The sequence below is a fragment of the Streptomyces sp. NPDC088810 genome (assembly GCF_044750305.1).
Lineage (GTDB): Bacteria > Actinomycetota > Actinomycetes > Streptomycetales > Streptomycetaceae > Streptomyces.
The window spans coordinates 68,328-92,093 of the sequence record NZ_JBIVJQ010000018.1 but is presented as its reverse complement, the minus strand read 5'-3'; the positions used below and the strand labels follow the sequence as shown (position 1 = coordinate 92,093).

Genomic DNA, 23,766 nt, shown 5'->3' with positions numbered 1-23,766 from the left:
CGCCCGGTTACATTCCGAACCCGGAAGCTAAGCCTCACAGCGCCGATGGTACTGCAGGGGGGACCCTGTGGGAGAGTAGGACGCCGCCGAACAATCTTTGGAGGACCCCTGGTCACCAGCGTTCAGCTGGGACCAGGGGTCCTTTTGTTTTTACAATGCTTGCGGTACCGAAGACAGGAGTCACCATGTCCACCAACTCTCCCGACGACCGACCGGAGCGCGACCAGCGGCGACGGGACAGTGGTGACCGGGGTGACCGTGGCGGCTTCCGCCGTGACGACCGGCGCGACCACGACCGCCGCGGCGGCGACCGTGGCAGCTACGGTCGCCGTGACGACCGGCGTGACGACCGCCGCGATGACCGTCGTGACGACCGCGGGGGCGGGTTCCGTCGCGAGGGCGAGCGCGGTGCGCGTCCCGGTTTCCAGCGGGACGATCGCGACCGGGGCGACCGCGGCGGGTTCCGGCGTGACGACCGGCGTGACGACCGCCGGGACGACCGTCGCGATGACCGTGGGGACCGCGGCGGGTTCCGTCGCGACGACCGCGGTGGCGACCGCCCCTCCTACCGTCGTGACGACGACCGTGCCGGCTCCGGCCGGCGTGACGACAACCGTGGCGGCTTCGGGCGCCGCGACGACCGCCGTGACGACCGCCGTGACGATCGCGACCGTGGTGAGCGCGGTGGCTTCCGTCGCGACCACGACCGGCGTGACGACCGCAGGGACGACTCCCGCGACGACCGCCGTGGTGGCGGTTTCCGCCGCGAGGGCGACCGCGGTGGCCGCCCGCCGTTCCGGCGTGACGACCGGCGTGACGAGCGCCGGGACGACCGTCGCGATGACCGTGGGGACCGCGGCGGGTTCCGTCGCGACGACCGCGGTGGGGACCGCCCCTCCTACCGTCGTGACGACGACCGTGCCGGCTCCGGCCGTCGCGACGACCGCGGTGGCGACCGCCCCTCCTACCGTCGTGACGACAGCCGCGGTGGCGACCGTCCCTCCTACCGCCGTGACGACAGCCGCGGTGGCGACCGTCCCTCCTACCGCCGTGACGACGACCGCGGTGGCTACCGCCGCGATGACCGCCGTGACGACCGCCGCGATGACCGCCGTGACGACCGGCGTGACGACCGCGGTGGTTTCCGGCGGGACGACCGTGACCGGGGTGACCGCGGCGGGTTCCGCCGCGACGACCGGCGCGATGACCGTGGTGGCCGTGGGCCCCGCCGGGACGACCGCGGTGACCGTGGCGCGCGGCCGGGTGGTTTCCGCGGCCGGGACGGCCGGGACGACCGCCGTGGCGGTGGCCGGTTCCGCGATGAGCGGGACCGGGACCGCGAGCCGGTCAAGCGGCTGCCGATCCCGGAGGACATCACCGGCGACGAGATCGACAAGGACGTCCGGCAGGAGCTGCAGAGCCTGCCCAAGACGCTCGCCGAGGACGTCGCCAAGAACCTGGTGATGGTCGCCCGGCTGATCGACGAGGACCCCGAGGGCGCCTACGGTTACTCCAGGGTGGCGCTGCGCCTGGCGTCCCGCGTGGCCGCCGTGCGGGAGGCCGCCGGATTCGCCGCGTACGCGAGCCAGAAGTACAGCGAGGCCCTCGCCGAGTTCCGGGCCGCCCGGCGGATGACCGGCACCGTGGAACTGTGGCCGGTGATGGCCGACTGCGAGCGCGGCCTCGGCCGGCCGGAGAAGGCGCTGGACATGGCCGGCGCCCCCGAGGTGCACAAGCTGGACAAGGCCGGCCAGGTCGAGATGCGGCTCGTCGCCGCCGGTGCCCGGCGGGACATGGGGCAGCTGGACGCGGCCATCGTGACCCTGCAGAGCCCGGAGCTGGCCTCCAACTCCGTCCAGCCGTGGACCGCGCGCCTGCGGTACGCCTACGCCGACGCCCTGCTGGCCGCCGGCCGGGAGAGTGAGGCGCGGGAGTGGTTCGCGAAGGCCGTCGAGGCGGACCGGGACGGCAGCACGGACGCCTCCGACCGGCTCGCCGAGCTGGACGGCGTGGAGTTCGTCGACGCCCTGGCCGAGGACGCGGCCGAGGCGTCCGACGAGGCGTCCGACGAGGCGTCCGACGAGGCGTCCGACGAGGCGTCCGACGAGGCGGTGCAGTCCGGCGAGGCGGACCGGTCCGGCGAGTCCGGCGGCGTGTCCGCGGAGGACCGCGACGAGGACTGACGTAGGTCGGGATCACTGAAAAGAGGGCAGACCCCCTGGGGGTCTGCCCTCTTTTGCGTCTTGCCGGCCGCCGCCCCGGTCAGATCTCCAGTGCCCGCAGGACCAGCCCCGAGGCCGGCTTGGGGCCGAACGAGGTCGACTTGCGGGGCATCCGCACGCCTTGCCGGGCCAGGTCGAGCACGACGTCTTCGCGGACCGGGTGCATCAGGACGCCCGTACTGCCGTCGCGTTCCGCCTTCTCGACCGTCGCGGCCGTGTCGTGGATGTAGGCGATGTGGGCGGGGGAGTCCTCGGGGATGTGCCAGACGTGTTCGAGGAGCGTGGCGTGCAGGACGGTGGCGTCCAGGGAGCGCCAGGCGGCCGGGCGGTCCGCCGGGATGGTGCGGGCCAGCAGGTCCGGATCCGGGCGGTCGAGCAGGTGGAAGGCGCCGTCGCCGGCCAGCAGGAAGGAGTTGCCCGCGCAGGAGGCGTCCGCGAGGACCTGCAGGGCCTCCGGCAGCGGCACGTCGAGGTGTCGCACCCGGAACAGGCCGTCCACCGCCGTCAGCGCGTCCGCGACCGGCAGGCCGTGCAGCAGCCGGTGGATGGCGCGGACGCGCAGCGGGTAGCGCACGGTGTCGACCAGGAGGACCAGGCCGTAGTCCCAGGGGCTGGGGGAGGGGTGTTCCGTGCGCAGCCGGCGGTAGGTGGCCCAGCGGTGGTGGCCGTCGGCGATCAGGGCCTGGCGGCCGGCCAGGTCGGTCTGGATGCGGGCCAGGTCGTCGGGGTCGGTCACGGACCACAGGCGGTGGTGGAAGCCGTCCTCGGTGGTCGTGGCCAGCAGGGGCGGGCGGTTGGCCGTACGTTCGACGACCTCGGCGGCCGTGCCGTCGCCGCGGTAGGTCAGCAGCAGCGGTTCGAGGTTGGCGCGCGTGGCGCGCATCAGGGCCGCCCGGTCGGCGACCACGGGCGGCATGACGTCCTCGTGCGGCAGCACCACGCCCTCGGCGGGTTCCGTGACCCGCAGGGTGCCGATGATCCCGCGTTGGAGCATGCCGTTGCCGTCCCGCTGCTCGTACACGTACAGGCCCGGCTCGGGGTCGGCGGTGAGGACGCCCTCGTCCAGCCAGCGGCGCAGGGTGTCGGCGGCCTGCTCGGTGCGGGCGCTGGGGCTGCCGGCCTGGGGCAGGATCAGCCGGACGATGTTGTACGGGTCGGCCGACTGGAGGTGGTGCAGGCCGTCGGGGCGTACGACGACGTCGTAGGGCGGAGAGGTGACGGAGGCGAGGCTGCCGACCCGGTCGGGGTCGTAACGGAGGCCTCGGAACGGGGTCAGTTCCAGGCCTCGACGCGCCGTTGCCTCCCAGTGACCTGCTGTGTTCATCCCGGCATCGTACGTGTGTCGGGGGCGTGCGGGATGATCGGGGGAAAGGCGAGTGAACGAGGAGCGATGTGGACATGAGCCAGGGCGTCAGGACGAGGCCCGAGGGCAGTGGGCAGCCCCTGAGCGAGGCGTACGACACGGCGTTGCTCGATCTGGACGGGGTGGTGTACGCGGGCGGGAGCGCGATCGCACACGCGGTCGACTCGCTGGCGGTGGCCCGGTCGGGCGGGATGCGTCTCGCGTACGTCACCAACAACGCGCTGCGGACCCCGGACGCGGTGGCCGGGCATCTGACGGAGCTGGGCATACCGGCGGGCGCTGACGACGTCATCACCTCCGCGCAGGCCGTGGCGCGGCTGATCAGCGAGCAGGTGCCGGCGGGGGCGCGCGTGCTGGTGGTCGGCGGTGAGGGGCTGCGGGTGGCGCTGCGCGAGCGCGGCCTGGTGCCGGTGGAGTCGGCGGACGACGACCCGGCGGCGGTCGTGCAGGGCTACGGCGGACCGGATCTGCCCTGGGGGCGGTTCGCGGAGGCGTCGTACGCGGTGCGGCGCGGGGTGCCGTGGTTCGCGTCCAACACCGATCTGACGATTCCCAGCGGGCGGGGCATCGCGCCGGGCAACGGGGCGGCCGTGGAGGTGGTGCGGATCGCGACGGGCGCGGAGCCGCAGGTCGCGGGCAAGCCGCTGCCGCCGATGCACCGGGAGACGATCCTGCGGACCGGTGCCGAGCGCCCGCTGGTGGTGGGGGACCGGCTGGACACGGACATCGAGGGCGCGTTCAACGGCGGGGTGGACTCGCTGCTGGTGCTGACCGGTGTCACCGACGGGGCGCAGCTGCTCGCCGCGCCGCCGCACCACCGGCCGACGTATGTGGACGCCGATCTGCGCGGGCTGCTCACCGGCCAGCCGGAGATCACCCGCGAGGGTGACGGTTTCCGTTGCGGCGGGTGGACGGCGACGGCCGGGGCCGAGCGGCTGGAGCTGGCCGGCGACGGCGAGGCGCTGGACGGGCTGCGGGCGCTGTGCGCGGCGGCCTGGACGGCGGCGGGGGACGGCTCCTGCGTGCTGGACGGGGAGAAGGCGCTGGCCAGGCTGGGGCTCTGACGGCCCCCAGCGCGCGGGCGGGAGTCACAGGAACCGGGGATCGAGATGTAATGCGAGGGTAGGCTAACCTAACCTCGTGTTGGTCGACAGTCCTCCGGAACCGCGCGCGGAGACCGCCCCCGCGCCCCCAACCCGCCGGGCGGCGCGGGCCCTTGGGCTCCTGCTCTCGGTCCTGCTCCTGGTGCTCGTCGCTGGGGCGAGCATCGCGATCGGGGCCAAAGCGCTGTCCCTGGACCAGGTCTGGCACGGCCTGTTCCACGACACGGGGACGTACGGCGACGTGGTCGTGGACGAGCGGCTCTCGCGTACGGTCCTCGGCCTGCTGGTCGGTGCCGCGCTCGGTCTCTCCGGCGCGGTGCTCCAGGCGCTCACCCGCAATCCGCTGGCCGACCCCGGGCTGCTCGGCATCAACGCGGGCGCCTCCGCGGCGGTCGTCACGGCCGTCACCTACGCCGGTGTCACCAGCCTCACCGGCTATGTGTGGTTCGCGTTCCTGGGGGCCTCGGCGGTCGGCGCGCTGGTGTGGTTCCTCGGCGGCAGCCGGGGCGCCACCCCGGTACGCCTCGCGCTGGCCGGTACGGCGATCAGCGCGGCCCTGTACGGCTACCTCCAAGCCGTGATGATCATGGACGGCGCGGCCCTGGCCAAGATGCGTTTCTGGACGGTGGGTTCACTGGCCTCGGCCGGCTACTCGACCATCACGCAGGTGCTGCCGTTCCTCGCGGTCGGCATGGTGCTCGCGCTCGCGCTGGCCCGGCCGCTCAACGCCGTGGAGATGGGCGACGACACCGCCCGCGCCCTCGGCGCCCACGTCGACCGCACCCGCGCGCTGGCCATGCTGGCCGCCGTGCTGCTGTGCGGTGCCGCGACCGCCGCCTGCGGGCCGATCGTCTTCGTCGGCCTGATGGTCCCGCACGTCGTGCGCTCCTTCACCGGGCCCGACCTGCGCTGGATCCTGCCGTACGCCACGGTCCTGGCGCCCGTGCTGCTGCTCGGCGCCGATGTCGTCGGCCGGGTCGTGGCCCGCCCCGCCGAGCTGCAGGTCGGCATCGTCACCGCGCTCATCGGCGGCCCGGTCTTCATCTTTCTCGTACGACGGCGGAGGACGGCCCAGCTGTGAAGACACACTCCAGGAGCCGTGCCGTACGCACTCCCGGCGGGTTCTCCCTGCGTCTGGAGCCGCGTGCCCTGATCGTCGTCGTGCTGCTGCTGGCCGCCGCCTGCGCCGCGGGTGTCGCCCTGATCGGCACTGGCGACGCGAAGATCCCGGCGGCCGACGTGCTGGGCACGCTCGCCGGGAACGGCACCGCCTACCAGGACTTCATCGTCAACGAACTGCGGCTGCCCCGGGTCCTCGTCGGCCTGCTGGTCGGTGCCTCGCTGGGCCTGGGCGGCGCGCTGTTCCAGTCCGTCTCCCGCAACCCGCTCGGCAGCCCGGACCTGCTGGGCCTGTCCCAGGCCTCCACGGCCGGCGCGCTGGTCGTCATCGTGCTGCTGTCGGGCAGCGCCTCCCAGGTCACCCTGGGTGCGCTGGCGGGCGGCCTGACGACCGGTCTCGCCCTGTACGCCCTCGCCTGGAAGCAGGGCGTGCACGGATACCGGCTGGTGCTGGTCGGTATCGGCGTCAACGCGGTCATGACGGCGGTCAACGGCTATCTGCTCACGAAGGCCGACCTGGTCGACGCGACCCGCGCGGTGGTGTGGATGACCGGCTCCCTCAACGGCCGGGACTGGGACCAGGTCTGGCCCCTGCTCGGGCTGTGCGCCGTCCTCGTCCCGCTGGTCCTCGCCAACGCGCGCGGCCTGCGGATGATGGAGATGGGCGACGACATCTCCCACGCGCTCGGGGTGCGCGTGCAGCGCGTCCGGCTCCTGCTGATGGTCTCCGCCGTGCTGCTCACCGCCGCCGCCACGGCCGCCGCGGGCCCCGTCAGCTTCGTCGCGCTGACCGCGCCGCAGCTCGCCCGCCGCCTGACCCGCTCGCCGGGACCGAACCTGGTGCCCTCGCTGTGCATGGGGGCGACCCTGCTGGTCGCCGCGGACTGGGCCTCCCAGCGCGCCTTCGGCGCCGACCAGCTGCCCGTCGGCGTGGTCACCGGCGTCCTCGGCGGCGCCTACCTGCTGTGGCTGCTGGTCACCGAGCGCCGGTCGGGCCGGATATGAAGCGCGCACAGGGCCCGGACACGAGCGCCGCGCACCCGAACACCCCTAGGAGCACTGTGAACCGCCTGTCCGCCGAGAACGTCACCCTCGCCTACGACCAGCGGGTCATCGCCGAGCAGCTGTCGGTGGAGATCCCGGACAACTCCTTCACGGTGATCGTCGGTCCGAACGCGTGCGGCAAGTCGACGCTGCTGCGGGCGCTGTCGCGGATGCTCAAGCCCAGCCGGGGCCGGGTGCTGCTGGACGGGCAGGCCATCCAGTCGATGCCCGCGAAGAAGGTCGCGCGGACCCTCGGCCTGCTGCCGCAGTCGTCCGTCGCGCCCGACGGCATCACGGTCGCCGACCTCGTCGGGCGGGGCCGCTACCCGCACCAGGGCCTGCTGCGGCAGTGGTCGGCGGAGGACGAGCGGGTCGTGAGCGAGTCGATGCGGCAGACCGGTGTGGCGGAGCTGGCCGAGCGGTACGTCGACGAGCTGTCCGGCGGGCAGCGGCAGCGGGTGTGGATCGCCATGGCGCTCGCCCAGCAGACCCCGCTGCTGCTCCTGGACGAGCCGACCACCTACCTGGACATCCAGCACCAGATCGACGTCCTCGACCTGTGTGCCGAGCTGCACGAGGAGCAGGGCCGGACGCTGGTGGCGGTGCTGCACGACCTCAACCACGCCGCCCGCTACGCCACCCACCTCATCGCCCTGCGCGGCGGCACGGTGATCGCCGAGGGCGCCCCGAACGACATCGTCACGGCCGAACTGGTCGAGGAGGTCTTCGGGCTGCGCTGCCAGGTCATCGACGACCCGGAGACGGGGACCCCGCTGGTGGTGCCGGCGGCCCGCAGGGCACGCGCCGAGCGGGTCACAGCAGCTTCCTGAGCCGGAACAGGTCCAGCAGGCTCGCCTCCAGCCTGACCCGGCCCGAACCCCAGGCGGTCGCGAAGTTCAGCTCGCCGTTCACCAGGGCCACCAGGTCGTCGCCGGCCATGGCGAGCCTGATCTGCGCCCGCTCGCGGTGGGGGTCCCCCCGGACGGAGTCTGGGGGAGGGCCGGGAAGGGTGTCGTCCACCTCGATCCGGCCGCCGGTCAGCCTGCCGGCGAAGGTGACGTCCAGGTCGGTGATGTGGCAGCTCACCGAGCGGTCCAGCGCGGCGGCCGCGCGGGCCTCGCCCTCGGCGCCCTGCATGTTGTCCGAAAGCTTCCCCAGTGCCCGGCGGCACTCCTCGATCGTGGCCATCGCCCCGACGGTACCGCAGCGGTTCGGGGTAGCGTCTGGGCATGAGCGAGTCCGTGTCCGAGGCCGAGATCGGCACCGAGGCGGCGCCCGCGTCCGACCCCGCGGCGCCCGCCCCCCTGAACGTCCCCCGCACCCCCACCGGCAACGCCGAGGTCGACGCCCAGCTGGACCGGCTGGCCGACGCCGACCACCTCGCCACCGACGGACACCTCGAGGTGTACGAGGATGTACACCGGGGGCTGCGCGACGCGCTCACCGCGCTCGACGCCCGCCCGGGACCTCCGGCGCCCCCTCCCTCGTACCACCACCAGAGCAGGAGCTGAACCGAACGTGGCAGGAGTCGCACGCCGCCGTCTCGACGCGGAGCTGGTCCGCCGGAAGCTCGCCCGCTCGCGCGAGCACGCCAGCCAGCTGATCGCCGCCGGCCGGGTCACCGTCGGCAGGACCGTGGCGACCAAGCCGGCCACGCAGGTGGAGACCGCGGCGGCGATCGTCGTCCAGGCCGACGACAGCGACCCGGAGTACGTCTCCCGGGGCGGGCACAAGCTCGCCGGCGCGCTGGCGGTCTTCGTGCCGCAGGGTCTCGTGGTCGAGGGGCGGCGCGCGCTGGACGCCGGCGCGTCCACCGGCGGCTTCACCGACGTCCTGCTGCGCGCGGGCGCCGCCCGGGTCGTCGCGGTGGACGTCGGCTACGGCCAGCTCGCCTGGTCCCTCCGGAACGATGAACGCGTCACCGTCAAGGACCGTACGAACGTACGCGAGTTGACGCTTGAGGCGATCGATGGGGAACCTGTGGATCTTGTCGTGGGCGATCTGTCCTTCATCCCGCTCGGGCTGGTGCTGCCCGCCCTGAAGCGGTGCGTGACGCCGGACGCCGACCTGGTGATGATGGTCAAGCCGCAGTTCGAGGTGGGGAAGGAGCGGCTCGGCAGCGGGGGTGTCGTACGGAGTCCGCAGCTGCGGGCGGAGGCCGTGCGAGGAGTGGCCGAGAAGGCCTGGGAGCTGGGGCTCGGGGTGCAGGGTGTCACCGCCAGTCCGCTGCCCGGCCCCTCGGGGAACGTCGAGTACTTTCTCTGGCTGCGGGCGGGGTCACCCCAGGTGGACCCGGCCGACGTCGACCGTGCAGTGGCGGAGGGGCCGCGTTGACACAGAACCTGGCGCGTACTGTTTTCCTGCTCGCCCACACCGGGCGGCCCGCGGCGATCCGCAGCGCGGAACTCGTCGTCAAGGGCCTGCTGCGGCATGGCATCGGGGTGCGGGTGCTGGAGGAGGAGGCGCGCGACCTGCCGCTCCCCGACGAGGTGGCCCTCGTCAAGGAGGCGACACCACAGTGCCTGGACGGGTGCGAGCTGCTGATCGTCCTGGGCGGCGACGGCACGCTGCTGCGCGGGGCCGAGTTCGCGCGGGCCTCCGGGGTGCCGATGCTCGGCGTCAACCTCGGGCGCGTCGGGTTCCTCGCGGAGGCCGAGCGGGACGACCTCGACCGGGTCGTGGACCGGGTGGTGGCCCGGTCGTACGAGGTCGAGGAGCGGATGACCGTCGACGTCGTCGTGCACCGCAACGGGGACATCGTGCACACCGACTGGGCGCTGAACGAGGCGGCCGTGCAGAAGGCCGGCGCCGAGAAGCTGCTCGAGGTCGTGCTGGAGATCGACGGGCGGCCGGTGACGGGGTTCGGGTGCGACGGGGTCGTCCTGTCGACGCCCACCGGATCCACCGCGTACGCCTTCTCCGCCGGAGGACCGGTGGTGTGGCCGGAGGTGGAGGCGTTGCTGATGGTGCCGATCAGTGCGCATGCGCTGTTCGCGAAGCCGCTGGTGACCTCGCCGGACTCGGTGCTCGCCGTGGAGGTGCTGCCGCACATCCCGCCGGGGGTGCTGTGGTGCGACGGGCGGCGGACCGTGGAGCTGCCGCCGGGGGCGCGGGTGGAGGTGCGGCGGGGGGCTGTGCCGGTGCGGCTGGCCCGGCTGCACCATTCCTCGTTCACGGACCGGTTGGTCGCCAAGTTCGCGTTGCCGACGACCGGATGGCGGGGGGCGCCGCACCACTCCTCGGAGTGACAAGGGCGGGCCATGTGCACTCCCCGCCCCGGACCTCGTATGGTCTGTTCCGTGTTGGAGGAGATGCGGATACGGTCGCTCGGGGTCATCGACGATGCTGTCGTCGAGCTGTCGCCGGGGTTCACCGCTGTCACCGGTGAGACGGGTGCGGGCAAGACCATGGTGGTCACCAGCCTGGGGCTGCTGCTCGGCGGCCGGGCGGACCCGGCGCTCGTGCGGCTCGGGGCGGAGAAGGCGGTCGTGGAGGGGCGGGTCGCCGTACCCGCCGGCGCCGCCGCCGTCGTACGGGCCGAGGAGGCCGGGGCCGAGCTGGACGACGGGGCCCTGCTGATCAGCCGTACCGTTTCCGCCGAGGGCCGCTCCCGGGCGCATCTGGGCGGGCGCAGCGTGCCCGTCGGGCTGCTCGCCGAGCTGGCCGACGACCTGGTGGCCGTGCACGGGCAGACCGATCAGCAGGGGCTGCTGAAGCTGTCCCGCCAGCGGCAGGCACTGGACCGGTACGCGGGCGACGCCGTCGCCGTGCCGCTCGCCAAGTACACCGAGGCGTACCGGCGGCTGCGGGCCGTCTCCGCCGAGCTGGAGGAGATCACCACGCGCGCGCGTGAGCGGGCGCAGGAAGCCGACATGCTGCGGTACGGGCTCGACGAGATCGCCGCCGTGGAGCCCAGGGCCGGCGAGGACGCGGAGCTGGCCGAGGAGGCCGAGCGGCTGGGGCACGCCGAGGCGCTGGCGTCCGCCGCGACGGCCGCGCACGCCGCTCTCGCGGGCAATCCGGAGGACCCCGAGGGCATCGACGCCTCGACCCTCGTCGCGGGCGCCCACCGGGCCCTGGAGGCCGTGCGGGCGCACGACCCGGCGCTGGCCGCGCTCGCCGACCGGATCGGCGAGATCGGCATCCTGCTCGGTGACGTGGCCGGCGAGCTGGCGGGGTACGCCGACGATCTCGACGCCGACCCGCTGCGGCTGGCCGCGGTGGAGGAGCGCCGGGCCGCGCTGACCGCGCTGACGCGCAAGTACGGCGAGGACGTGAACGCGGTCCTGTCCTGGGCCGAGCGGAGCGCCGCACGGCTCACCGAGCTGGACGGCGACGACGAGCGGATCGAGGAGCTGACCGCGGAGCGGGACGCCCTGCGTACCGAACTGGGCGGGCTCGCGCAGGCCCTGACGGACGCCAGGACGGAGGCCGCCGAGCGGTTCGCCGCCGCGGTGACCGCCGAGCTGGCCTCGCTGGCGATGCCCCACGCGCGCGTGTCCTTCGACATCCGCCAGGCCGAGGACCCGGAGGGGGTCGAGGTCGGCGGCCGGCCGGTCGCCTACGGCCCCTCGGGCGCGGACGAGGTCGAGCTGCTGCTCGCCCCGCACCCGGGCGCCCCGCCGCGGCCCATCGCCAAGGGCGCCTCCGGCGGTGAGCTGTCCCGGGTGATGCTGGCCGTGGAGGTCGTGTTCGCGGGCACCGACCCGGTGCCGACGTACCTCTTCGACGAGGTCGACGCCGGTGTCGGCGGCAAGGCGGCCGTCGAGATCGGGCGGCGCCTGGCCAAGCTGGCCAAGACCGCGCAGGTCGTCGTGGTCACCCACCTGCCCCAGGTCGCCGCGTTCGCCGACCGCCAGCTGCTGGTGGAGAAGACCAACGACGGCTCCGTCACCCGATCCGGCGTGAAGGTCCTGGAGGGCGAGGAGCGCATCCGCGAGCTGTCCCGCATGCTGGCGGGCCAGGAGGACTCCGAGACGGCCCGCGCCCACGCCGAGGAACTCCTGGCGACGGCCAGGGCGGACGGCTAGGACCCCGGCCGGGCGGGCTGCCCGGCGGTGCTCGGGCACCTTGGGGCGCGCGTTCCCGGTTTCGCGCCGGGGTGGCGGTCGGGGTGGGAACCGGCGCACAGGGGTTGCCCGTGTGCGCCGTCGGGCCGGTCGGGTGGCCCAGGCGGGGGCCGGGGGAGTGCGTGGGCACGGGTGCTGTGGGCGGCTGACCTCGTGGGATGCCCTCGTACGGCGTTCGGTCGTGGCGGGGGTTTCCTCACCCGTGTGGGTGATGTGCTCCGGCGCATTGCCCCGGCCCGCCGCACGGTGCGCCCTCCCGAATGGCCCTGAACGGCCGTACGGGCTGGCATGCTTGGCAGGGAACACGGGGTGGGCAGGGGGTCCGGACGGTCCGCGCGGGAGGCGCGCGGTGTGCGTCCTTCCGCCCCCCGGAGCCCGCTACCTTCTGTACGTTCCCTCGTGACCGCCCCCGCCGTGAACCAGGAGCCCCGGCCCCGTGACCCCCGTGAGCAGCAACGCACCGCACGGCCAGTCGCCGCTGCGCACCGTGCAGGTGCTCGGCGGAGGCAACGCCGGCAGCAGCGCGCACGTGCGCTCCCTGGCCGAGGGGCTCGTGGCGAGGGGCGTGCGCGTCACGGTGTGCGCCCCCGCCGAGGCGGACCGCGCCTACGACTTCACCGGGGCCGGCGCCGAGCACGTGCACGTGCCGCGCAGCAGCGACCCCGTCTCCGTGGCCGCGCTCCGCACGGCCTGCGCCAACGCCGACCTGGTGCACGCGCACGGCCTGCACGCCTCCTTCCGGGCCGTGCTCGCGCTCAGCGGGCGCACCACCCCGCTGGTGGTCACCTGGCACAACCGGGCCCACGCGGAGGGCCCGCGGGCCCATCTGCTGCGGATGCTCGAGCGACGGGTGGTGAAGACCGCGGCCGTGGTCCTCGGCACCAGCTCCGACCTGGTCGACCGGGCCCGGCGGACCGGCGCGCGGGACGCCCGGCTGGCGGCCGTCGCCCTGCCGGCCCGGCCCCGGCCCGGCGCCCTCCTCGACCCCGGCGACCTCGATCCCGACGCCCTCGACCCGGACGACCCCGACCGGCTGCGGCCCAAGATCCGGGCCGAACTCGGCGCCACCGGGCGCCGGTTGCTCATCGCGGTCGGCTCCCTGGAGCGGAACCGCGGCTATGACGTCCTGCTCGACGCGGCCCGCACCTGGCGGGACCTGGACCCGGCACCGCTCGTGGTCGTCGCGGGGGAGGGGCCGCTGCGGCCGGTGCTGCAACGGCGGATCGAGGACGAGGAGCTGCCGGTGCGGCTCATCGGGCGCCGGGACGACGTGTCCGAGCTGCTCGCCGCCGCCGATCTGGCACTCCTGACCAGCAGGTGGGAGTCACGGTCCGTGCTCGCCCAGGAAGCCCTGCAGGCGCGCGTGCCGCTCGTCGCCACCCGCGTCGGCGGCATCCCCGACCTCGTCGGCGACGCCGCCGAACTCATCCCCTACGGCGATCCGGAAGCCCTCGCCCACACCGTCGTACGACTGCTCGCCGACCCGGAGCGGTGCGCACTGCTGCGGGAGCGCGGGGCACGGCAGGCCGCCACCTGGCCCACCGAGGACGAGACCGTCGCCCAAGTGCTGAGCGTGTACGACGAGTTGACCCAGCCGAGGCCACTGGCCTGAGGCAGGCTAGGGCACGTGCCTGCGCGCCCGCAGGGCCAGGCTCAACGCCAGCACCGTCTGCGGGTCGTCGAGGTCGGTGCCCAGCAACTCCCCGATCCGGGCGAGCCGGTTGTACAGCGTCTGCCGGTTGAGGTGCAGCTCGCGGGCCGTCTCCGCCTTGCGGCCGGCGTGCGCGAGATAGGTCTCCAGGGTCGGCAGCAGCGGCGGCTTGGAGCGGTGGTCGTGGTCGCGCAGCGGGCCGATCGCGCGCTCCACGAAGGCCGCGAGGTCCGGGTGGTCGCGCAGCCGCCACAGCAGCAGGTCGATGTCGAGGCGCCGGGCGTCGTACCAGGGCCGGTCGGTCAGGCCCTGGGCCGCCGTCGCCGTCTCCGCCGCGTGCCGGAGCCCCGCCGAGGCCGCAGCCCAGCCGCCCGCCACCCCGACGACCACCACCGGCGGCGGCGAGCCCGGCCGGCGCATCCCGGCCCGCTCCACCCCCGCCCGCAGCGCCGCCGCCACCCGGTCCGCGACCGCCGCCCGCTCCGACTCCGAGCGCAGCCCCAGCAGCACCAGCACCCGCCCTTCCACGGGCCGCACCCCGAGCAGCACCGGCACGCCCACCGCGGCCAGCTCCTCGGAGACCGCCCGGGCCAGCACCGCCCAGCCCCCGCCGGGGGAGAGGGTGTCCCCGATCCGCATCACCACCGGCAGCAGCGGGCTGCCGTTGGGCTTGAAGCCGAGGACCCGGGCCTGCGCCGGGGCGTCCTCCGCCACGATCCGGCCCTCGGCGAGATCGGTGAGGAAGTCACCGCGCCCGCGCGCCGCCAGCTCCTCCTCCTGCCGGGCCTGCATCAGCACCACGGCCAGGATGCCCGCGGCCCGCTCGGCGGCGATCCGGTGCACCGGGGACAGCGGGGAGCGCACCGGCAGCAGCACCAGGCGGGCGCGCACCGAACCGGCCGTACCGGGCCCGCCGCCCGGCACGTCCACCAGCACCGAACCGGCGGGCGGCGGGGCCTCCTTGTGCGGACCGCGCAGCCCCTCCCACACCTGGAGCGGGTCGGCGCCCTGCGGCCCGGCCCCGGCGGCGTACAGCAGCCGGCCGTCGGCCGTCTCCAGGAACACCGGGTTGTCGCCGAAGTCCGCCAGGATGCCCAGCACCTGCGGCACCCCGCCCCCGCCCAGCAGCGCCTCGGTGCAGCGCCGGTGCACCTCCTCCGCGCGCTGGAGCAGCGCGTAGTGGCCGTTGACGATCTCGGTGTGGATCTCCTCGGTCACCGTCACGAACGGCACCTCGCGGTGCAGCTGGACCAGCGGCAGGCCGGCCGCCCGGGCCGTGTCCACGAGGGCGGCCGGCAGCCGGGCGAAGCGCGGGCCCAGCTCCACCACCAGGGCGGCGATCCCCCGCTCGGCCAGGGTCCGGACGAACGCCCGCTGCTCGGCCGGCCGGGTGCCGAGGCCGTAGCCGGTGGTCAGCAGCAGCTCGCCGCCCTTGAGCAGCGAGGCGATGTTCGGGACCTCGCCCGCGTGCACCCAGCGCACGGTACGGCCGAGCCGGTCGGCGCCCGCCAGGACCTCCGGCAGCCCGCTGCGCAGTCCGGGCAGCTCCAGCGCCCGCTGCACGGTGATACCGGCGCCCTGGGTGTCGAATCGGTGGTCCGTACGGCTGTCCATGCAGCGGACGCTACCTGCGACAACGTCCTCAGGACAGCTGTCGGCGGACGGCTGCCGCCTAGACCGGCCGGATGTTGTGGTTGAAGCGGAACACGTTGTCGGGGTCGTACCGACGCTTCACCTTCTCCAGGCGCAGCGTGTTCCCGGCGCCCAGGCCCGCGCGGACCCGTTCGGGGCCCTCGTCGCCGATGAAGTTGAGGTAGACGGCCCCCGTGCTCCACGGCCGCAGCCCGGTGCGCACGTCCCGCACCCAGCTCATCGCCCGTTCGTCGTCGGCCGGGTCCGCCCAGACGGCGAACGGGTGCGCCGCCCAGAGGGCGTCCCGGTACGGCACCGGGTACTCGTGCGGGCCGCCGGCGATCGCCCCGCCCTGCGGGAACAGGATGTGCTGGGTGCCGGTCGGCACCGGCATGCCGTCCGCGCGGGCGCAGAAGACGTCCACCGCCTCGTCCGGCAAGCCCGACAGATACTCCGCCGACCAGTAGTTCCGCATGCCCGGCGGATCGTCGAGCATGCACTGCACATCGGCGTACGGCATGTCACCGGCCAGCTCCACCTCGTGCGGCAGCGCGAGCAGCGGCTCGGCGAGCTCCCGCAGTCCGTCCTCGCCGCCCGTGTAGGTCAGCAGCGCCGCGCACACCAGCTCGCCCACGAGCTCCGGCGGCGTGAACTCCTCGGGCGGCCCGGTGATGTACAGCACCGCGCCCCCCACCGCGTCCGGGCCGGTGAGCATGATCTCGCGGAAGGTCTGGATCACGTCCGGTCCGTGCTGCGGCAGGAACATCAGCAGGACGATGGAGAACTCCGGAAGCTCGTGCAGCTCCAGGGTGAGCGCGGTGGCGACGCCGAAGTTGCCGCCCCCGCCGTGCAGGGCCCAGAACAGCTCGGGGTTCTCGTCGGCGCTGGCGTGTACCCGCTCGGCGTCGGCGGTCACCAGCTCGACGCCGATGAGGTTGTCGACGGCCAGGCCGAAGGCGCGGTCCAGCCAGCCGGTGCCGCCGCCGAGGACGAACCCGCCGACGCCGATGGTGGAGGCCCGCCCGCCGGTGGTGGCCAGGCCGTACGGCTGGGTGGCCCGGTCGAGATGGCTCATCGTGGCGCCGCCCTCGACCCGGACCGCCTCGGCCGCCGGGTCGACGGTGACCCGGTGCATCCGGCGCAGGTCCACCACGAGCGCGCCGTCGCCGAGAGCGGTACCGGCCACGCTGTGGCCGCCGCCGCGCACCGCGATGTGCAGGTCCAGCTCCCTGCCGAAGCGCACGGCCCGCACCACGTCGGTGGCGTCCGCGCACTGGGCGATCACGGCCGGCCGGCGGTCGATCATCGCGTTGAAGACCGTCCGGGCCTCGTCGTAGCCCGGGTCCCCCGGTGCGATCACATCGCCGACCAGATGCTCGCGCAGCGCGGCGAGCGCCGTACCCGCCTTCGAGAGGGAAGCCATGGCGACCCCCTTCCGGAAAGGGGCTCTTCTCGGCTCCCAGCCTAGGCGGGGCCGGCCGCACCGGCCCGCTCAGCCGCCGTAGGCCCCCGAGGCCGTCAGGCGCAGGGCCGTGTCGATCAGCGGGACGTGGCTGAACGCCTGCGGGAAGTTGCCCACCTGGCGCTTCAGCCGCGGGTCCCACTCCTCGGCGAGCAGACCGAGGTCGTTGCGCAGCGCGAGGAGCTTCTCGAACAGCTGGCGGGCCTCGTCCACCCGGCCGATCATCGCCAGGTCGTCCGCCATCCAGAACGAGCAGGCCAGGAAGGCGCCCTCGTCACCCGGCAGGCCGTCGACGCCCGCGTCGGCGCCCTCCGTCGGGTAGCGCAGGATGAACCCGTCCGAGGTGGACAGCTCGCGCTGGATCGCCTCGATCGTGCCGATCACCCGCTTGTCGTCCGGCGGCAGGAAGCCCATCTGGGGGATGAGCAGCAGCGAGGCGTCCAGCTCCCGCGAGCCGTACGACTGGGTGAAGGTGTTGCGCTCCTTGTCGTAGCCCTTCTCGCACACGTCCCGGTGGATGTCGTCGCGCAGCTCGCGCCAGCGCTCCAGCGGGCCGTCCGCGTCCCCGGACTCGATCAGCTTGATCGTGCGGTCCACCGCGACCCAGGCCATCACCTTGGAGTGCACGAAGTGCCGGCGCGGGCCGCGCACCTCCCAGATGCCCTCGTCCGGCTCCTGCCAGTGGTCCTCCAGGTAGCGGATCAGCTTCAGCTGGAGCAGCGAGGCGTAGTCGTTGCGGGCCAGGCCCGTCATGTGGCCCAGGTGCAGGGCCTCGGTGACCTCGCCGTAGACGTCCAGCTGGAGCTGGTGCGCGGCGCCGTTGCCGACCCGGACCGGGGCGGACCTCTCGTAGCCCGGCAGCCAGTCCAGCTCCGCCTCGCCCAGCTCGCGCTCGCCGGCGATGCCGTACATGATCTGCAGGTTCTCCGGGTCGCCGGCGACCGCGCGCAGCAGCCACTCGCGCCAGGCGCGGGCCTCCTCGCGGTAGCCGGTGCGCAGCAGCGAGGACAGGGTGATCGCCGCGTCCCGCAGCCAGGTGTAGCGGTAGTCCCAGTTGCGCACGCCCCCGATGTCCTCCGGCAGGGAGGTGGTGGGGGCGGCGACGATGCCGCCGGTCGGGGCGTACGTCAGCGCCTTCAGGGTGATCAGCGAGCGGATCACCGCCTCGCGGTACGGCCCGTGGTAGGTACAGTGCTCGACCCACTCGCGCCAGAAGTCCTCCGTGGCCTCCAGCGAGGCCTCGGGCTCCGGCAGCGGCGGCGGCTCCTTGTGCGACGGCTGCCACGAGATCGTGAACGCGATCCGGTCACCCGGGGCGACGGTGAAGTCGGCGTACGTGGTGAGCGCCTTGCCGTAGGTCTCCGCCTCGGTGTCGAACCACACCGAGTCCGGCCCGGCCACGGCCACCGTGCGGCCCTCGTGCTTGTGCACCCACGGCACCACCCGGCCGTAGGAGAACCGCATCCTGAGGGCCGAGCGCATCGGCACCCGGCCGGTGACCCCCTCCACGATCCGGATCAGCTGCGGGGCGCCGTCACGCGGGGGCATGAAATCGGTCACACGGACCGTGCCGCGCGGGGTGTCCCACTCCGATTCAAGGATCAGCGAGTCGCCGCGGTAGCTGCGCCGGGCGGCCGTGGGTGGCTTGGCGTCCGCGGCGTGCGCCGGGCCGAGCCGCCAGAAGCCGTGCTCCTCGGTGCCCAGCAGGCCGGCGAAGATGGCATGCGAGTCGAAGCGGGGCAGGCACAGCCAGTCCACCGTGCCATCCCGGCAGACCAGCGCCGCGGTCTGCATGTCTCCGATGAGTGCGTAGTCTTCGATGCGCCCGGCCACGTGCAACTCCAGTCGAACGGCCACGTCACACCCCCGCGCAGGGGGCTGTCGCTAGTGCGGTCAAGGGGTCGTTGTTGTGCGTCGTTGAGCGGTGAAGCAAAGCAGCCCGCCGAGCCCTGAGGCAACACGACAGTCTTTGCTCAACGAACTGCCGCGCTCTCGTTGTTCCGGGTGATGTTGGCGGGGGTGTGCCGTCGTTCCGGCCGGGCTCGGCAGAGAATGTCCGAGCAGGATACGACGCACGTAGATGATCTGCGTGCCGCTCCCGGCAACCCGTGTGGGCCGAACGAGTGAGCGCGGGGTGATAACCGTGTGTCCGGAGTATGTCCGGAGTAGCACGAGTGACACATGTGGCGGCAGTGGGTGGGCGGCCGGGTGCGGAGCGTGGCCGGAAGCCATCCGGGCCAGGCGCTGATACGCTGGTAGCCCGTGGACCGGTGGGAAAAAAACCCCCGAACCGCAGCGACGGCACCCCCGCAACGCCGGGAGCGACGCCGGACCGCACCCCCCAGACCGCGACCACGGGAGCCCCCTCTTGGCCATGCCGCCCAAAACCACGACGACCAAGCACATCTTCGTCACCGGGGGTGTCGCCTCCTCGCTCGGCAAGGGTCTGACCGCCTCCAGCCTGGGCATGCTGCTCAAGGCGCGGGGCCTGCGGGTCGTGATGCAGAAGCTCGACCCGTACCTGAACGTCGACCCGGGCACGATGAACCCCTTCCAGCACGGTGAGGTGTTCGTCACCAACGACGGCGCCGAGACCGACCTGGACATCGGCCACTACGAGCGGTTCCTCGACCGCGACCTGGACGGCACCGCCAACGTGACCACCGGCCAGGTCTACAACACCGTGATCGCCAAGGAGCGGCGCGGTGAGTACCTGGGTGACACGGTGCAGGTCATCCCGCACATCACCAACGAGATCAAGCACCGCATCCGCCGCATGGCCACCGACGAGGTCGACGTCGTCATCACCGAGGTCGGCGGCACGGTGGGTGACATCGAGTCGCTGCCGTTCCTGGAGACCGTCCGCCAGGTCCGCCACGAGGTCGGCCGGGACAACGTCTTCGTGGTGCACATCTCCCTGCTGCCCTACATCGGCCCCTCGGGTGAGCTGAAGACCAAGCCGACCCAGCACTCGGTGGCCGCCCTGCGCAACATCGGTATCCAGCCTGACGCGATCGTGCTGCGCTGCGACCGCGAGGTCCCGACCGCGATCAAGCGGAAGATCTCCCTGATGTGCGACGTCGACGAGGCAGCCGTGGTCGCCTGCCCCGACGCCCGGTCGATCTACGACATCCCCAAGGTCGTGCACACCGAGGGCCTGGACGCCTACGTGGTCCGCAAGCTCGACCTGCCGTTCCGGGACGTGGACTGGACGACCTGGGACGACTTGCTGGACCGCGTCCACAACCCCGACCACGAGGTCACCCTGGCCCTGGTCGGCAAGTACATCGACCTGCCCGACGCCTACCTGTCGGTCACCGAGGCCCTGCGTGCCGGCGGGTTCGCCAACCGCGCCCGCGTGAAGATCAAGTGGGTGACCTCCGACGACTGCAAGACGCCGGCCGGCGCCAAGGCCCAGCTCGCGGACGTGGACGGCATCTGCATCCCCGGCGGCTTCGGCGACCGCGGTGTGCTGGGCAAGGTCGGCGCGATCCGCTACGCGCGGGAGAACAAGATCCCGCTGCTGGGTCTGTGCCTGGGCCTGCAGTGCATCGTGATCGAGGCCGCCCGCAACCTGGCCGACATCCCGGACGCCAACTCCACCGAGTTCGACCCCGCCACCGCCCACCCGGTGATCTCCACCATGGCCGAGCAGCTCGACATCGTCGCCGGCGAGGGCGACATGGGCGGCACGATGCGCCTGGGCATGTACCCGGCCAAGCTCGCCGAGGGCTCCATCGTCCGCGAGGTCTACGACGGCAAGGAGTACGTCGAGGAGCGGCACCGCCACCGCTACGAGGTCAACAACGCCTACCGCGCGGAACTGGAGAAGAAGGCCGGCATCGTCTTCTCCGGCACCTCGCCCGACGGCAAGCTCGTGGAGTACGTGGAGTACCCGCGCGACGTCCACCCGTACCTGGTCGCCACGCAGGCGCACCCCGAGCTGCGCTCGCGGCCGACCCGCGCGAACCCGCTGTTCGCCGGCCTGGTGAAGGCCGCGGTCGAGCGGAAGAATTCGAAGTAACACACCAGTTGTACGGTGGCCGGGGTGCATACCTTCAAAGGTGAGCACCCCGGCTTCTTTCTGCCGGTCTTGCGGAACGTGTGTGGGAGGACAGGGCATGACGATCAAGGACACTCCCGAGGAGTGGGAGATCCGGGCGACGGACACCCCCTTCACGGGCAACAAGACCTCCGTCCGCACGGACGACGTGGTCATGCCCGACGGCTCGGTGGCCCGCCGTGACTACCAGGTCCACCCCGGATCCGTGGCCGTCCTCGCGCTGGACGAGGAGGACCGGGTACTGCTGATCAACCAGTACCGGCACCCGGTGCGGCACAAGCTGTGGGAGATCCCGGCCGGCCTGCTGGACGTGCCCGGCGAGAACCCGCTGCACGCCGCCCAGCGCGAGCTGTACGAGGAGGCGCACGTCAAGGCCGAGGACTGGCGCGTGCTGACCGACGTGTACACCACCCCCGGCGGCTGCGACGAGGCCGTACGGATCTTCCTGGCCCGCGGGCTGTCCGACGCGGAGGGTGAGCGCTTCGCGGCGGAGCACGAGGAGACCGACATGGAGCACGCGCGCGTGCCGGTCGATGAGCTGGTGCGCCGGGTCCTGGCCGGGGACGTGCACAACAACTGCCTGGTCGTCGGGGTCCTGTCCCTGGTGGCGGCGCGGGCCGGGGACGGCCTGGACGCGCTGCGGCCGGCCGACGCGCCGTGGCCCGCGCGCCCCTTCGCGTCCTGACACGGGGCACGGCTTTCGGCCCCGGACCCGTCCGGGTCACTGGTGTGACGATCGCCTGATCCGATCGGGCGATCCGTCCGCCGCGCTCCTCCCGGAACGTCGCAGAGCGTGAACTAGGCTCTTCAACGCCCGTACCGGAAGACACCGGCGGGCTTGCGCGTGCGGTGGGACGGGAGTGTGGCCCGTGACGGATCAGGCGGTGGACCCAGACGGTGCGGAGCTGTCCGCACACCCGGCCACGACGGACCGTTTCCTGGGCCGTACCCGGGAGTTGAAGGAGCTGCGCGCCGACATCGAACGCGCGGGACTGGACACCCTCTCCGGCCGCAAGGCCCCCCGCGCGCGCGTGCTCCTCATCGCCGGCCGCCCCGGCTCCGGCCGCACCCGCCTCGCCGAGGAACTCGCCCGGCTGGTCGCCGACCGTTACCCCGACGGAGTGCTGCGGGCCCGGCTGAGCGAGCCCGGCGGCACGCCGGTCCCCGTCGAACAGGCCGCGCGCGATCTGCTGGCCGCGCTGGGGCTGCCCGCCCCCGCCGGAGCCGCCGAGGAGGAGCTGGCCGCGGCCCTGCGTTCGGCCCTCGCCGGCCGGCGGATGGTGCTCCTGCTGGACGACGCGGTCGGCGCCGACCAGGTCGACGCACTGCTTCCGGACGCCCCGGACTGCCTGGTGGTGGCCGTGTCCCAGGGGCCGCTCACCGGCATCGCGGACGTCCGCCCCTGCACGCTCGGCGGCCTCGACACCAAGTCCGCGCTGGAACTGCTCACCGGCTTCACCGGCTCGGTGCGCATCACCGTCGACCCGCGCTCCGCGGAGAGCCTGGTGGAGGCCTGCCAGGGCCACCCGGCCGCACTGGTGCTGGCCGGCGGCTGGCTCGCCGCCCGCCCCAAGGCCGCCGTCTCCGACCTGGCCAAACGACTGCACACGGAGACCGAGGGCGGCTCGGACGGTACCCCGCTCTCCCGCGTCTTCCGGCTGGTGTACGAGCAGCTGCCCGGGCCGGCCGCCCGGACACTGCGGCTGCTGTGCCTCGCCCCGGCAGGCCTGGCCGACCCGCACACCGCCTCGGCGCTGGCCGGCTGCTCGGTCGACGCCGCCCGCACCACCCTGGACGACCTGGTCGCCCTCGGCCTGCTGCGCACGGTGGCCTCCCCGCTGCCCCAGTACGAGGTCCCCGGCTGTCTGCACCCGCTGCTGCGCGCCCTCGCCGAGAGCCAGGAGCGGCCCGCCGAGCTCCAGCTGGCCCGGGCCCGGATGCTGGAGCGGACGGTGCGGCTGCTCCAGTCCTGCCGGGCGATCACCGAGACGGACAGCCCGCAGGCCCGGGAGAAGCTGAGCGGCATGCCGCCCGCGCTGCGCTTCCCGAACCCGCGGGCCGCCGCCGACTGGCTGTGCATCCGGCGGCCCGCCCTGCTGGCCTCCGCACGCCTCGCGGTGGCCGACGGCGAGCTGGACACCCTCGCCCGCCGGCTGATGTCCCAGCTGGTCAGGGCTATGGCGGCGCATGTCGGCACCCAGGCCGCCGCGTCCGACCTGTACGGCGTGCACGGCCTGGTCCTGGATGTCGCCGAGCGGCGCGGGCTGCCCCGGGAGAAGGCCGCGGCCCTGCTGAACCTGGGCGATCTGGACGCGCAGACCGGCCGCACCCGGGAGGCACTGGCCCGCTACCGGGCCGCGCTGGACGCCGGACGCGAGGCGAACGACCCGTACGCGACCGGCCGCGCGATGGAATCCGTAGGCGGCGCGTACCAGGAGCTGGGGGACCACGACCGGGCCGCCGACTGGTTCGGCCGGGCGCTGGCCGACCGGCTGGCCCGGGGGGAGCACCCGGAGGCCGCCCGGCTGTACGGCCGGATCGGCACCGCCCACACCTACGCCGGGCGCTACGGCGAGGCGCTCAGGAACTGGCGGGCCGCCCTCGCCGGCTACCGCAGGAGCGGTGATGTCGCCGCCAGCGCCCGGGCGTTGAGCGAGATCGCCCGGGTGCAGGAGTACGCGGGGCGGCCCGAGGAGTCGCTGCGCACCTGCCAGGAGGCCGTGGAGTGGGCGCGCCGCGCCGAGGACGTCCGGCTGCAGGCCGCGGTGCAGCTGCGGCTCGCCGACACCCTGGACCGGCTCGGCGACCCGGCGGCGGCCCGCCTGCACCGCGCCGCTGCGGAGCGCATGCTGGGTGAGAAGCCCCCGGAGGACGACGCACGGCCGGAACAAGCCGCTAACGCCTGCGAAATCCGTACCGCATCCAGTGAAGATTGATGCAATGAAAGGCTAGACAGCCGGAACACCTTCATTAGACTGGCTCTGCCGCACGTTCTCCTGCGGTGTCTCCCGGTATGCCCCCGCATGTCTGGGTACGTC

Annotated in this window: 18 protein-coding genes and 1 rRNA gene; 14 read left to right on the top strand and 5 right to left on the bottom strand. The window is 73.6% G+C overall.

All coding sequences use genetic code 11. The annotated features are described in order from the left end of the window. Both rrf and ACIP4Y_RS37260 read left to right on the top strand, forming a co-directional pair. Positions 1-92: ribosomal RNA gene (gene rrf, locus ACIP4Y_RS37265) — 5S ribosomal RNA — on the top strand; the annotation flags it as partial. A 1,263-nt stretch (positions 93-1,355) separates the two neighbouring features. Then, positions 1,356-2,183: a hypothetical protein gene (locus tag ACIP4Y_RS37260; protein ID WP_401401243.1), complete on the top strand. Its 828-nt coding sequence runs from the start codon at positions 1,356-1,358 to the stop codon at positions 2,181-2,183. Positions 2,184-2,262: 79 nt separating this feature from the next. On the opposite strand, the gene ACIP4Y_RS37255 is transcribed toward ACIP4Y_RS37260, so the two are convergent. Continuing rightward, a complete protein-coding gene (locus ACIP4Y_RS37255) occupies positions 2,263-3,546 on the bottom strand; it encodes a DUF1015 domain-containing protein (RefSeq protein ID WP_401401234.1) in 1,284 nt (427 codons plus the stop codon). A 74-nt stretch (positions 3,547-3,620) separates the two neighbouring features. Here ACIP4Y_RS37255 and ACIP4Y_RS37250 point away from each other — a divergent pair, with 74 nt between their 5' ends. The 4 genes from ACIP4Y_RS37250 to ACIP4Y_RS37235 all read left to right on the top strand — a co-directional run bounded on the left by ACIP4Y_RS37250 (position 3,621) and on the right by ACIP4Y_RS37235 (position 7,681). Continuing rightward, complete coding sequence (locus tag ACIP4Y_RS37250; RefSeq protein ID WP_401401231.1) at positions 3,621-4,649, top strand: HAD hydrolase-like protein; 1,029 nt, start codon at positions 3,621-3,623, stop codon at positions 4,647-4,649. 76 nt (positions 4,650-4,725) lie between these two features. Continuing rightward, positions 4,726-5,769, top strand: a complete 1,044-nt coding sequence (locus ACIP4Y_RS37245) for a FecCD family ABC transporter permease (RefSeq protein ID WP_401401228.1) — start codon at positions 4,726-4,728, stop codon at positions 5,767-5,769. Next, positions 5,766-6,812 (top strand): FecCD family ABC transporter permease, encoded by a 1,047-nt coding sequence (locus tag ACIP4Y_RS37240; RefSeq protein ID WP_401401225.1) that lies wholly within the window; start codon positions 5,766-5,768, stop codon positions 6,810-6,812. The genes ACIP4Y_RS37245 and ACIP4Y_RS37240 overlap by 4 nt, the downstream gene beginning before the upstream one ends. Continuing rightward, positions 6,809-7,681, top strand: coding sequence for an ABC transporter ATP-binding protein (locus ACIP4Y_RS37235; protein ID WP_401401222.1), 873 nt, complete (start codon positions 6,809-6,811; stop codon positions 7,679-7,681). The genes ACIP4Y_RS37240 and ACIP4Y_RS37235 overlap by 4 nt, the downstream gene beginning before the upstream one ends. Here the strand turns inward: ACIP4Y_RS37235 and ACIP4Y_RS37230 are convergent. Continuing rightward, positions 7,665-8,039, bottom strand: coding sequence for a sterol-binding protein (locus tag ACIP4Y_RS37230; protein WP_401401219.1), 375 nt, complete (start codon positions 8,037-8,039; stop codon positions 7,665-7,667). The two genes, ACIP4Y_RS37235 and ACIP4Y_RS37230, sit on opposite strands and share 17 nt — an antisense overlap. 41 nt (positions 8,040-8,080) lie before the next feature. Between ACIP4Y_RS37230 and ACIP4Y_RS37225 the strand changes: the two genes are divergently transcribed. The 5 genes from ACIP4Y_RS37225 (at position 8,081) to ACIP4Y_RS37205 (ending at position 13,532) form a co-directional block, all read left to right on the top strand. Further along, positions 8,081-8,362, top strand: coding sequence for a hypothetical protein (locus tag ACIP4Y_RS37225; RefSeq protein WP_358642462.1), 282 nt, complete (start codon positions 8,081-8,083; stop codon positions 8,360-8,362). Positions 8,363-8,369: 7 nt separating this feature from the next. Further along, positions 8,370-9,185, top strand: a complete 816-nt coding sequence (locus ACIP4Y_RS37220) for a TlyA family RNA methyltransferase (protein WP_401401216.1) — start codon at positions 8,370-8,372, stop codon at positions 9,183-9,185. Continuing rightward, on the top strand, positions 9,182-10,099 hold the full coding sequence (locus tag ACIP4Y_RS37215) for an NAD kinase (RefSeq protein ID WP_208031459.1): 918 nt from the start codon (positions 9,182-9,184) through the stop codon (positions 10,097-10,099). Before ACIP4Y_RS37220 ends, ACIP4Y_RS37215 begins: the two co-directional genes overlap by 4 nt. 39 nt (positions 10,100-10,138) lie before the next feature. Further along, entirely contained in the window at positions 10,139-11,881 is a 1,743-nt protein-coding gene (recN, locus tag ACIP4Y_RS37210) for a DNA repair protein RecN (RefSeq protein ID WP_401401212.1), read from the top strand. Between the two features lie 475 nt (positions 11,882-12,356). After that, complete coding sequence (locus ACIP4Y_RS37205) at positions 12,357-13,532, top strand: glycosyltransferase family 4 protein (RefSeq protein ID WP_401401209.1); 1,176 nt, start codon at positions 12,357-12,359, stop codon at positions 13,530-13,532. Between the two features lie 6 nt (positions 13,533-13,538). Here the strand turns inward: ACIP4Y_RS37205 and ACIP4Y_RS37200 are convergent, their stop codons facing one another. From ACIP4Y_RS37200 to ACIP4Y_RS37190, 3 genes are all read right to left on the bottom strand, one after another. Continuing rightward, positions 13,539-15,185 (bottom strand): PucR family transcriptional regulator, encoded by a 1,647-nt coding sequence (locus ACIP4Y_RS37200; protein WP_401401206.1) that lies wholly within the window; start codon positions 15,183-15,185, stop codon positions 13,539-13,541. Positions 15,186-15,243: 58 nt separating this feature from the next. Beyond that, positions 15,244-16,626 (bottom strand): FAD-binding protein, encoded by a 1,383-nt coding sequence (locus ACIP4Y_RS37195; RefSeq protein WP_401401203.1) that lies wholly within the window; start codon positions 16,624-16,626, stop codon positions 15,244-15,246. A 69-nt stretch (positions 16,627-16,695) separates the two neighbouring features. Further along, positions 16,696-18,498: a glycoside hydrolase family 15 protein gene (locus ACIP4Y_RS37190; RefSeq protein ID WP_401401240.1), complete on the bottom strand. Its 1,803-nt coding sequence runs from the start codon at positions 18,496-18,498 to the stop codon at positions 16,696-16,698. Between the two features lie 541 nt (positions 18,499-19,039). On the opposite strand from ACIP4Y_RS37190, the gene ACIP4Y_RS37185 reads away from it, so the two are divergent. From ACIP4Y_RS37185 to ACIP4Y_RS37175, 3 genes are all read left to right on the top strand, one after another. Next, a complete protein-coding gene (locus ACIP4Y_RS37185) occupies positions 19,040-20,689 on the top strand; it encodes a CTP synthase (RefSeq protein ID WP_358642450.1) in 1,650 nt (549 codons plus the stop codon). A 97-nt stretch (positions 20,690-20,786) separates the two neighbouring features. After that, positions 20,787-21,413, top strand: coding sequence for an NUDIX domain-containing protein (locus ACIP4Y_RS37180; RefSeq protein WP_401401200.1), 627 nt, complete (start codon positions 20,787-20,789; stop codon positions 21,411-21,413). 184 nt (positions 21,414-21,597) lie between these two features. Beyond that, positions 21,598-23,664 carry a tetratricopeptide repeat protein gene (locus ACIP4Y_RS37175; protein ID WP_401401197.1) on the top strand — a complete coding sequence of 689 codons (2,067 nt, stop codon included), beginning with the start codon at positions 21,598-21,600 and terminating at the stop codon, positions 23,662-23,664. Positions 23,665-23,766 lie beyond the last annotated feature (102 nt).